The sequence below is a fragment of the Tolypothrix sp. VBCCA 56010 genome, from assembly GCF_050875635.1.
In the GTDB taxonomy this organism is placed as follows: Bacteria; Cyanobacteriota; Cyanobacteriia; order Cyanobacteriales; family Nostocaceae; genus Hassallia.
In genome coordinates this window covers 1-11,467 of record NZ_JBPAOH010000197.1, presented here as the reverse complement: position 1 = coordinate 11,467, position 11,467 = coordinate 1, and the positions used below count along the sequence as shown (strand labels likewise).

The window sequence follows — 11,467 nt, the reverse complement described above, 5'->3', positions numbered from 1 at the left end:
AACTGTTTGGATTAGTCAAAGCCAGGCGTAAGCGTCATCGAGAGATTGACGCTTACACCCAACAAATTTGGGTTTTATCTTCTTAAGTTGACACCAATGGGCACTGCCGTGCCCCTACGGGTGTACCTCATTAAACCGAGAAACGCTATAAATGATAAAGGAAGTGCAATAGCGGACTTTCAAACCGCAGCCAAACTTTTTTGTGAAAATAATTTAGTTGACGAAATGGCTAACTGGAGTGTTTTTGAATTAGGTGAGTCAAATAGAGAAGAAGCTATTGATTATCTTCTCCAATATTTTGATGCTAATAGCTCATCTGACGAAAAACGACTTGCGGCTTCTGCGATAAATAAACTAGCTAAAAGCTTCAAAACAAGCTGTGAAATAGCTATACCACATTTATTAAAGAATTTATCTGACCCGGCTCCACAAGTAAGACAATATATTTTAAAAGCGCTAGATGCAATCAGTCTACCTGATGATGCAATTCTTAAAATAAAGGAAATTGCTGAAAATGATGAGAAAGACTATAACCGCAATCTAGCGCAAAGAATATTAAAAAAGTATGATGAGTAAGTAGATCGGGTACAAAGGTTAAGTCTAATTTTTGTTGTTCTTTAATACACTTTTAGGCGATATCTGACAACAAGCCTATCTAGCGTCTACGCCATCAACTCAGAATTAACATGGCGATCGCTTCTGGCTACTTCAGTTGTCGGACTTCTGCCACAGTTAAACCAGTTTTCTGGGCAATTGTTTCTTCATCTAATAAATCTAATAGCGATCGCGCTATCTCCAGTGCTTTGAGTTTTTCTCCTTCAAGTCGTCCTTCTTGTAGTCCTTGTTGTCGTGCTTTCAAAATTGCGTTACGGTTATCATGTAAAAACATCTCACGCTTCTCCAGCACTTCCAATTCTTTGCGGCTCAATTTACTTTGTTTTGCCACCAAAAACGCATGATTAATCGCCGGGATTTCTCCCAGATTCGCTGGTACTGTTTCCAGTTTATTGGCTGCTTTCAAAAAATATAACCATTTGTCTACTAACAATTCTAAATCATCCAGTTCTTTGGTAAACTTGGGTAACTCCACGAACACCAATTCAATATCATCGCTGTAATCGCTCAAATCGTCTTTTTCTTTCAACCGATAGCGTGAAATTACCTTGTTATTCCCGCTAAACATCTCAAAATCTGTAATTGTTAATGCTATTACTGGATTGAGTAATGTGTAGTCTTCTCCTACTCCCAGTTGAATGGAAAATGCTTTAGCTGCATTATACAATACTCGTTTTTCAAAGCCTAAAACATTTAATACTTGCATTTCAATAATTACAGTTTTACCATCCAAGAGGGTTGCTTTCACATCTAAATACGAGTCTTTAATCCCCTTAATCCGAGGTGCTTGATAGGGGTCAAGAATCACTAAATCTTGAATAGCATCTTGCTCGTTGTAAAGAATCGCATTCAAAAAACTAATCAAAATATCTTTGCTTTGTTTAGAACCAAAGATTTTTTTGAAAGCAAAATCTGTCTTAGGATTGATGAAAACGCTGGGCATTGATATCGCGTCTAGTGATGACTTATCTTTTAATTTTAGTTGAGCGTAGACGCTCTTGGCGGTGAGGGAGTCGCAGGGAAAGGACGCCACTTGCACGGCTGCCCGGGAACCCGCATATAGCGCAGTGGCTTTGATCAACCGTCGATTGCGAACTCCCTCTCCCGTTGGGCTTGCCGTTAGGCATCGCCCCAAATCAAACTCCAAAATCTGAGCGTGATTTTCATTGCTTACTAATTCAGGTAACAAACACATCAAAAGGATGGCTATCTACCAAGGCTAAAAGTTCCCTTTCAATCAAAAGTCAGGGTCAAATGTAGTAAAATTATTGAAATTTTATATCATTAATTTTGACTTCTAGTAATTATGACCATTACGCTGACACGGAAAGAGGAGTTGGAACTGTGGGCAGAATCTGCAATCAACAGCCTACAAAGACCAGAGCCTGATGAATCTATTTGTCAAGTACCCAGGCAACTCGGCAAGGGTTATGAGCGAATTATTGAAGTGTATCCCAATGTCTGGCTGACAATTGCGGACTATGAATATCACGATGATGTATTGGTGAAAATACCTGAATGGAATCATCCCCTGCAATTTAGTGTCTCGCTTTTAGGAAATGTCGCAGACGATACACTCATCTCTGGTGCTGGCGTTCAACGCTCATGGACTGGGGAGACTCTGAAATGCCAAAGGACTGTATGCTTTGATATTCACATGCCACCTGAACTATTAGGAACTTTTTTCCCGACAGTGGATGGTGAAATTCCTTCCGAGTTCAGCTTATTCGCAAGGGGTAATGATTGGCAGACAATGTTATTTCTCAAAAAGACAGCTGCTATCCACTCTGTAGCACAACAAATTATTAGTTGTCCCTATCAAGGAATCAGCAAGCGGATGTTTTTGCAGACGAGAGTACAAGAATTGATCCGCTTGCAGTTAACTCCGATAATTACCGATTTAGGTGGAGTGCAACTACAACCGCGATTTAGAGCTGGAACTGTCGAGAAAATATATCAAGCTAGAGAAATTTTACTTTCTCGTTTGGAGAATCCACCATCATTATTAGAGTTAGCACAAATGGTAGGGGTGAGCGATCGCACTTTGCAACGTGGTTTTCAGCAACTCTTTGGTAATACCGTATTTAGTTATTTGACAGATAGACGCATGGAACGAGCAGAACGTTGGCTCAGAGAGGGAAACCGCACGGTGCTAGAAGTGTCTCTTATGACAGGTTATTCCAATCCCACACATTTTAGTGCTGCTTTTAAACGTAAATTTGGCATCTCTCCCAGTCAGTGCTTATTGGGGAAAAAGTCTGTTTGACGATGATTAGTTCTGTCTTGGGGTAGACGCGACTCATCAAATTCCTCTAATCTACATTTCAGATTTATTAAGAAATCTTCTCTATAAAGAGAGTTTTGGTTATTGGAGTGTGGGGAATTATTGTGAGAATTCAGCGGTTGTCGTCTAGTATTTGCCTGTGGTTGGGAATGAGTTTTCTGCCAGTTTTGATAGCACAATCTGTACAGGCTCAAGTGAAAGAGAATGAGCAAGCAGCAATTACGCGAATTCCTCAACTGAGTGAAGTTAAACTTCCAGCCACTAATGCTAGTGAGTTGCTTTCGCAATCACCAACCCCACAAGCAACGCCTACATCAGGAATTGTACCAATTACGGGGGTGAAAGCGAATCCCACAGATAAAGGTGTGGAGATAATTTTAGAGACAACTGTTGGAACTCAACTGCAAGTTGCAAATCGCAGTGTTGGTAATAATTTTATCGTCGATGTATCTGGTGGGCAGTTACGACTACCGAACGGTGATGCTTTTACATTTCGTTCGGAAAAACCTCTTGCAGGAATTACTGAGATAACAGTTACGAATATTGATGCAAATACTGTGCGAGTGACGGTGGTGGGTGTTGCAGCTATACCAACGGTTGAGTTATTTGATGATGATGCAGGGCTGGTTTTTGGTGTAACTTCTGCGACAACTGCGACTTCTCCACTACAACAACCTCAAACACCACAAGCCCAAGAAAAGCCAGCAAGTGAAACACCGTCGGAGAAACCACTTGACTCACAAGGTGATGAACCGATTGAATTAGTCGTGACGGGTGAACAAGACGGCTATAGCGTACCGAATACCAGTGTGGGAACGCGAACCAACACTCCACTGCGTGACATTCCCCAATCGATTCAAATCGTACCTCAAGAAGTGCTGCGCGATCAAAACGCCACTGACCTGAATGAAGCCCTGAGAAACGTTCCTGGGGTAACTTCACTCACTACTCCAGAAGGCTTCAGAGGCGTTGAGTTTACCATTCGAGGCTTTACAACCTCAGCCCGCGGCTTTGGCAGTTTTCTCAGGGATGGACTAAGAGAGGGTGGAGATATATTCACAGAAATACCCAACATTGAAAGAATCGAAGTGCTCAAAGGTCCCGCATCCGTGCTTTACGGGAAAGCCACTCCAGGGGGAACCATCAACCTGGTTACGAAACAACCGTTGCGCGATCCCTTCTATGCCATTGATGCCACCATTGGCAATTTTGACTTCTACCAGGGTGAGATTGATTTGTCTGGACCGTTAAACGACTCCAAGACAGTCTTGTATCGCCTCAATGCATCCTATCTGGATACAGGCAGCTTCATTAACTTTTTTGAAAAAAGTAACTTCTCGATCGCACCAATCGTGAGTTTTGCAATTGGGGAGCGCACTCGCTTCATCTTAGAGGGCGACTACACAAAAAACAGCACAGTTGCTTATCAAGGCTTACCAGCAGCCGGTACAGTACTTCCTAACCCCAATGGTCGCGTCCCGCGCGATCTTTTAACTGGTGAGCCTGAAGGCGTTATCGATCAAACTGTTGGTAGAATAGGCTATCGATTGGAGCATCAGTTCAGCGACAACTGGTCATTACAAAATGCATTTCGAGCAAAATTTCAAAGAGCTGAACCTGGAAATGAGTTTTACATTATAAATGATAGCCTTGCCTCCGACAATCGAACCTTAAATCGTGATGCGATTATTAATACTGTCGATTACGAAGACTATGACTTAGCCACATACCTGACTGGCAGATTCTCAACTGGGTCAATTGACCACCAGCTACTCTTGGGTGTCGATCTAAGTAGATCGTTTTTAGCATTTGAGCGGTCTAGTACTGTGCGGACAACATTAGACATATTTAACCCTGTATATGGGCGTGTTACTGGCTCTTCCACCCTCTCTTTTGATGGTGAACAATTAACAGATTCTTTGGGAATTTATATTCAAGATCAGGTGACGCTGGCAGAGAATCTGAAATTATTGCTGGGCGGACGGTTTGACCTGTTTGAGGCAACCAATCGTTTTCAGACAAATACCACCAGTCTATCGGGGGATGCATTTAGTCCACGTGTCGGCATTGTTTACCAACCCATCAAGCCCATTTCCCTTTATGCCAGCTACAGTCGCTCATTTACCCCAGTTGCTGGCACTGCCTTTGGTGGTGGCGTTTTTGAACCACAGCGCGGCACTCAATATGAAGTTGGGGTCAAGGCAGATTTGAATGACCGACTTTCGGCAATTCTTACCTTCTACGATCTCACCCTTAGCGGTCTCTTGACGGCAGACACCAGACCCAATGTACCTCCAGGACAATTTTCGATTCAAACAGGGGAACAGCGCAGCCGGGGTGTTGAACTCAGCATTAGCGGCGAAATTCTGCCGGGATGGAACATCATTGCAGGCTATGCCTACACCGATGCCCAAATCACAGAAGATAACAGTCTTCCTGTGGGCAATCTTTTGGCTAATGTCCCTGAAAATGCCTTCAACCTGTGGACGACCTATGAAATTCAGCGCGGTTTCGGGAAAGGTCTTGGCTTTGGCGTGGGCTTCTTCTTTGTCGGAGAGCGGCAAGCGGATTTAGCCAATAGCTTTCAACTCCCCAGCTATCTGCGGACGGATGCGGCAATTTTTTACAATCGCGAGCGGTTCCGCGCCGCCCTCAATTTTAGAAATCTGTTCAATATCGATTATTTTGAGTCTGCCCTCCCCTTCGGTCGGGTATACGTTAATCCTGGTGCGCCATTCACAGTGCAAGGCACGATTTCTTGGGAGTTTTGATGATAATTTGTAGATATAGCTCATGAAGCTACTCGAAATAACCCAATAAATTTTGGTATGTGATCCGAGGCATTGCACAGAAGTGAGCGAGCATCGGCAAAAGGCGGCACTGGCGATCGCTTACTCTAGTTATCTTGCAGAAAATGGCGATGCCTGCGGCGGGCTGCGCCTACGCACTCTTAATTTTGAACTGCTTCTAACCAAACCGACACATCAGCTAAACTGGTAAAATCTAACAGTGCTTCGCTCAAATCTTCCAGAACTGTTAAAGGTAAATCTAAGATGAGCGATCGCATTTCCACAGGCAATTCTCCAAATCGCTTAGTCAACAGTCGGATAACGAGTTTAGCAGCCTCTTCCTCGCGTCCTTCCTCGCGTCCTTCCTCGCGTCCTTCCTCGCGTCCTTCTTCGCGTCCTTCTTCTTTGATTTCTCGATAAACTCTCGTTTCCTGGAGCGTGATTCCTAGCATCGACTCTACCTCGACTCGACTTAATGTTTCAAACTTGTACACCATGATGGTTGTCAGCATCTCTATTATGGCGCGACTCGTCGTTTCAGGTACTTCTTGACTGGTTCTTGTCAACAAATACCTGGCTTCTGCTGTTGCTTGTTCTGGCTCCACTGTAGTTAGCACCATCAATGACACCCACACAGGTAAAGAGCGAATATCTCCCAATTCATTCAAATACACCCGATGTACTTGTCCACCATTGAGTAATGAGCGATGAGGATAAATATCACTCTGCTCAATGCTACGTGACGGGTAAATAATGACTACTTGCCAATCGCTAAATCTGGCACGGTTACGATAGAAATATAACCAGGATTCTGCAAATACTCTTTCGTAAAGCTGTTCATCCTTTTGAAATTGCACTTCACAAAAATATACAGTACCTGGACTGGCGTTTTCTGGTGGCAGAAATACACCATCGATTTCAAATTTGGGTTCTTTGACAGCTACACAATCAAATCGATAAGCATCAGCATTTGTGGGCGGATTTGTCAATAGTTCAAATAGCAAAGTCGGGGATTGTTGAAACAGTTTGTAAAATATCGAGTCTCGGCGCATGAAGCATTCTATTAAATTTATCCTGCGATACATTTAATCATAGGGTATGCATCTATGCACTGTATCGGTTCGATAGGCGATATCTAACGACAAGCCGAGCCAGCGTTTACGCAGGCTTACTCTAGTTATCTTGCAGAAAATGGCGATGCCTGCGGCGGGCTGCGCCTACGCACTATTGATTTTCAACTGCTTCTAACCAAACCGACACATCAGCTAAACTGGTAAAGTCTAGCAGTGCTTCGGTTAAATCTTCTAGAACTGTTAAAGGTAAATCTAAGATGAGCGATGTCTAACGACAAGCCCAACGGGAGAGGGAGTTTGCAATCGACGGTTGATCGGAGCCACTGCGGTGGACGGGTCTCCCGGCATAAAGGAGCCAGCGCCGTGGGCGGGTCTCCCGACTTGTGAGGCGACTGGCGTCAAGTGGCGTCCTTTCCCTGCGACTCCCTCACCGATGCAGCGTCTACGCTTACTCTAGTTATCTGGCAGACAATGGCGATGCCTGCGGCGGGCTGCGCCTACGCACTCTTAATTCGGAGAGCGGCAAGCGGATTTAGCCAATAGCTTTCAACTCCCCAGCTATCTGCGGACGGATACCGCAATTTTTTACAGGCGCGATCGCGCCTCGTGCTGCCCTCAATATTAGAAATCTCTTCAGTGTCGATTACTTTGAATCTTCCCTCTCCTTTGGTCGGGTATACGTTAATCCTGGTGCGCCATTCACAGTGCAAGGCACGATTTCTTGGGAGTTTTGATCCCCCATTATCCTCCTTAAAAGTAGGGCTGTTTCATTCCTTAAAAGGCTTACAGTGTCAAGCGTTGAGGCAGTAAAAAAATTGGTATAAAACTGATGAAAAGCGAGCGATAAGCTTCGCTTAACGGCTAAAGCCGAATCGCACTTATATTTCTAGCGATGATAGTTATTTTTTCATCACTTGTACCCACATATTTATCAATGCATGGTATTGACAAAATTCCTTTCTTATAGAATGAAACAGCCCTGGATACAACCTGCAAAAGAATTAAAAAAATTAGTCCTAGATGGCGCGATCGCTTGAAGAATATCCGACTGTCAACAAGAAGGGTGTGGGGTTGCATGGTTAGGGTGTAAGGGAGAAGACGGCGCACTTCGGGGCGTATGATTAAGAGACCAACGCAATCGTCTTAAAAGACGGGGCGTATGTTTCCCACTGGTTGTTGGGGCTATCTCTTTCCCTACACCCCACACCCCACACCCTACACCCCGCCCCAACGGGGCTTGGTCAACGAAGAGGCAGAGGGGAAGGGAGTAGGGAGCAGAGGGGAAATCCCACAAATAAATATGTTCGCATGAATGGGGGATGAGGGGAAAGGGAGAGCTTCCACGAATAAAAACGTTCGCACCTCTACCTAGTTGCACTATGAGAGGGGGCTTCCCCAAAGACTGATTTTCTTCCCTCCCCCTGCAAGAAAGTCCCCTGCATAGAAAGCATGGTTCGGTCACATTTACTACATATAGTTGTCGAAAGCCCTTAACAGTGTCATAAAGAAATAGTGAAGGGCTAACCCTTGGCGTATCCTTTACCGTATTGGTTGCTTGCACCCCAGCTGGGAGTGGATTAATCTATCATTGTATGACTGAACTCAAACTACGCCTACAAGAGGGAGATAACGACACAACGGTGACGGTGAATCAAGATGTATTCACCATCGGACGTTTGCCCGAATGTGACTTTTACTTACCTTTTGGGGGAGTTTCTCGTTGCCATGCCCGCTTAGTGAAAATTGCCGCCGATTTATGGACTATTGAAGACTTGGGCAGCAAAAACGGGACGCAATTAAATGAACGTCTTGTTACCTCTCCTCAAAAGTTGCAGCACGGCGATATTGTTTGGCTGGGCGATGTTAGTTTACTAGTGCTGTATGCAGATTATACTGAACCGCCACTCAGCCCCAGACAACAGGAAGTTGCTGAACAAAGAACAATTCTTCGCAATGTCCAACAATTGCAAGAAAAATGGATAGAACCCAACGGTAAGGACGGCGAGACAACTAATAAAGACAAAACCATTGCCCGACTCAAAGACTTAGTAGATATAGCCAAGAATTTGTGTGCAGCCGCATCTATTGAAGAAATTTTCTCACAGGTGCAGCAAGTTATTTTTCGTTACCTCGACAGTATCGATCGCTTGGCATTGTTAATTGATGTGCATGGAAGCGGTAAACTAGAGTTAATGAACTCTGCTACTAGAAAAGCTTCCCAACAACGAAATTTAGCAGCCGATGGCAGTTGGATTAGTCGTAGTATCTGCCAAAAAGTATTTGCAGAAAAAGTCGCGATTCAAACTGCTGACGCTCAAAAAGATGAACGATTTGCTGGAGAACACAGTATTTTAGTCAAAGGCATTCGCAGCGCAATGGCTGTACCTTTATGGGATGAAAATAAAGTTGTCGGCGTTCTTTATGCTGATGCTACCCTTTCTTCTTATCATTGGGGAAATGAAGGCGAAGAAGAATTGAGCTTTTTTTCAGCTTTAGCAAATCTTGTCGCTTCTAGCGTCCAACGTTGGTTGTTGGTAGAAAAACTCAAAACTGAAGAAGTGATTCGTCACAGATTAGAACGCTATCATTCTCCCGCAGTTGTGCAACAGTTGATATCTGTGGGAGGATTGCCTAATGGTCGTTTAGCACCCGTAGAAACTGAAATCAGCATTTTATTTGCCGATTTAGTCGGGTTTACAGCAATTTCTGAACGAGTTACACCAACAGAAGTTGCTCAATTATTGAATAATTTATTTGAAGAAATGTTACAAGAAGTGTTTGGCTGGGGCGGCACTTTAGATAAATATATTGGCGATTGTATTATGGCATTTTTTGGCGCACCGGAACCGCAATTAGATCATGCAGATAGAGCCGTCGCTGCTGCCAAAGGTATGTTAACTCGTCTCGAACAGCTTAACGCCAATGATTTTTGGCAAGAATCGCTACAATTACGTGTTGCGATTAACAGCGGTAAAGCTGTCGTTGGCGATGTCGGCAGTTCCCAAAGAGTAGATTATACAGCTTTAGGCGCAACTATTAATCTGGCGGCGCGGATGGAAGCAGTTTGCCCTCCTAGTGAATGTGTCATCAGTGAAGTTACTTATAAAATGCTTTCCCAACGCTGTGATTTTCAAGAGATGGGACATTATCGTTTTAAAGGAATCAATCGATTAGTCAAAGTTTATCAGACAAAGATGCATGATTTGGGAAGTTGTTAGGAGGAGCGTGGATAGTTGTTAGGTGTTAGTGGTCAAACACATGATTGGTCAAGAGTCAATAGTCAATGGTCAATTGTGATGAATCAACAATTCTTTAATGCTATTTCAGGTGAAAGTTAATCCAAGTCTAATTGTTGATTTGTTTGGAGCTGTTTTAGAGCGATCGCTCTAAAACAGCTCGATACAAACCCTCTTTATCTTTGAAGTAATAAGTCTATCTTGTAAAAAATTAAGCAAATGCAAACAGCAAAGAAAATTGTCATTATTGGTGGAGGAATTGGTGGTGCAGCAACCGCGCTTGCACTTTATCATGCCGGATTTGATGTTAGCGTTTACGAGCGAACCCCCGAATTGCGGGAAGTAGGGGCTGGAGTGGCTCTTTGGGCTAACGCTACGCATGTTCTGAAAAGTTTAGGTGTGTTGCAAGACATATTATCTGTAAGTCAACAGATTACACGCTATCAATTTAACTCGCAAAGTGGTAAGGAGTTGATGTCTTTGCCGGTTGACCATTTCGAGGTTCCAGCTATATGCATCCATCGTGCCGATTTGCACGCTATACTGTGGCGTAACTTACCACGCTCGCGCTTTGTTTTCGGTCAAACATTTGAGCGGTTTGAGCAAGTAGGAAATAAAGTTCGCATTCATTTTGCTTCCGGCTTAATTGTCGAGAGCGATGCTTTGATTGGAGCGGATGGTTTGAATTCGCGTGTGCGATCGCAACTTTTAGGTGATGGCAAACCGATATATCGTGGTTTTACGGCGTGGCGCGGTCTTACTGATTACATCCCCAGCGCACACCGTCATGATTTCATCCGCGAATTTTTAGGTTATGGCAAAGGCTTCGGCTTTGTGACGATTGGCAAAAAACGTATGTACTGGTATGCAGCAGCTAAAGCAAGCGAGGGACAACCTGACGCAGCGATCGAACGTAAAAAAGAGCTTCAGTTGATGTTTCAAGATTGGTGTCAGCCTATTCCTGAATTGATTGCGGCTACAGATGAAGCAAACATCCTCAGGAACGACCTTTATGACCGCGTGCCTACTCAACCTTGGAGTCAGCAAAACATCACCTTGCTGGGTGATGCTGCACATCCAACACTGCCAACTTTAGGACAGGGTGCGTGCATGGCAGTTGAAGATGCGATTGCTGTTACCAAGTGTTTGCTTGCATCTGACACGAAAGCTGCTTTTGAACAGTATGAATCACAAAGGTTTGCTCGCACCAAAATGATTGTTGAAGAGTCTTTACAAGCAGCGAAACTTGGTCAATGGGAAAATCCTGCTGCTGTGGCATTACGGGAAATATTCATGAAGTTGCTACCTACAGCAGTCTTGAAGAAGAAAGTTAATGCCCTTCAAGCTTACAGGGTTTAACAAACTAGATAACCCAAGTTGCGGGTTATGGGAATCCAAGTGCTATGCACCTGCTGATTCATGCGATCGCCAATCACAAATTGGCGGTTGCGAGTAGTGCAACCGCAACTT

At 44.0% G+C, this 11,467-nt stretch carries 8 protein-coding genes and 1 pseudogene; 6 read left to right on the top strand and 3 right to left on the bottom strand.

What is annotated here, in order from left to right:
* Nucleotides 1-96 precede the first annotated feature (96 nt).
* Complete coding sequence (locus tag AABK37_RS36915; protein ID WP_432556414.1) at nucleotides 97-576, top strand: hypothetical protein; 480 nt, start codon at nucleotides 97-99, stop codon at nucleotides 574-576.
* A gap of 127 nt (nucleotides 577-703) precedes the next feature.
* Here the strand turns inward: AABK37_RS36915 and AABK37_RS36910 are convergent, their stop codons facing one another.
* Nucleotides 704-1,810, bottom strand: a complete 1,107-nt coding sequence (locus AABK37_RS36910) for an Rpn family recombination-promoting nuclease/putative transposase (RefSeq protein ID WP_432556413.1) — start codon at nucleotides 1,808-1,810, stop codon at nucleotides 704-706.
* 111 nt (nucleotides 1,811-1,921) lie between these two features.
* On the opposite strand from AABK37_RS36910, the gene AABK37_RS36905 reads away from it, so the two are divergent.
* Together AABK37_RS36905 and AABK37_RS36900 are read left to right on the top strand one after the other, a co-directional pair.
* Nucleotides 1,922-2,881 (top strand): helix-turn-helix transcriptional regulator, encoded by a 960-nt coding sequence (locus AABK37_RS36905; protein WP_432556412.1) that lies wholly within the window; start codon nucleotides 1,922-1,924, stop codon nucleotides 2,879-2,881.
* 167 nt (nucleotides 2,882-3,048) lie between these two features.
* A complete protein-coding gene (locus AABK37_RS36900; RefSeq protein WP_432556416.1) occupies nucleotides 3,049-5,670 on the top strand; it encodes a TonB-dependent siderophore receptor in 2,622 nt (873 codons plus the stop codon).
* A 179-nt stretch (nucleotides 5,671-5,849) separates the two neighbouring features.
* Here the strand turns inward: AABK37_RS36900 and AABK37_RS36895 are convergent, their stop codons facing one another.
* Together AABK37_RS36895 and AABK37_RS36890 are read right to left on the bottom strand one after the other, a co-directional pair.
* Complete coding sequence (locus AABK37_RS36895; protein ID WP_432556411.1) at nucleotides 5,850-6,740, bottom strand: Rpn family recombination-promoting nuclease/putative transposase; 891 nt, start codon at nucleotides 6,738-6,740, stop codon at nucleotides 5,850-5,852.
* 172 nt (nucleotides 6,741-6,912) lie between these two features.
* The gene (locus AABK37_RS36890; protein ID WP_432556415.1) at nucleotides 6,913-7,020 is read right to left on the bottom strand and encodes a DUF4351 domain-containing protein; all 108 of its coding nucleotides are present in this window, start codon (nucleotides 7,018-7,020) and stop codon (nucleotides 6,913-6,915) included.
* Between the two features lie 255 nt (nucleotides 7,021-7,275).
* On the opposite strand from AABK37_RS36890, the pseudogene AABK37_RS36885 reads away from it, so the two are divergent.
* From AABK37_RS36885 to AABK37_RS36875, 3 genes and pseudogenes are all read left to right on the top strand, one after another.
* Nucleotides 7,276-7,495 (top strand): annotated as a pseudogene (locus AABK37_RS36885) (TonB-dependent siderophore receptor); the annotation flags it as partial.
* An 858-nt stretch (nucleotides 7,496-8,353) separates the two neighbouring features.
* Nucleotides 8,354-9,979 (top strand): adenylate/guanylate cyclase domain-containing protein, encoded by a 1,626-nt coding sequence (locus AABK37_RS36880; RefSeq protein WP_432556410.1) that lies wholly within the window; start codon nucleotides 8,354-8,356, stop codon nucleotides 9,977-9,979.
* Between the two features lie 237 nt (nucleotides 9,980-10,216).
* The gene (locus AABK37_RS36875) at nucleotides 10,217-11,356 is read left to right on the top strand and encodes an FAD-dependent monooxygenase (RefSeq protein ID WP_432556409.1); all 1,140 of its coding nucleotides are present in this window, start codon (nucleotides 10,217-10,219) and stop codon (nucleotides 11,354-11,356) included.
* The last annotated feature ends 111 nt before the right edge of the window (nucleotides 11,357-11,467 follow it).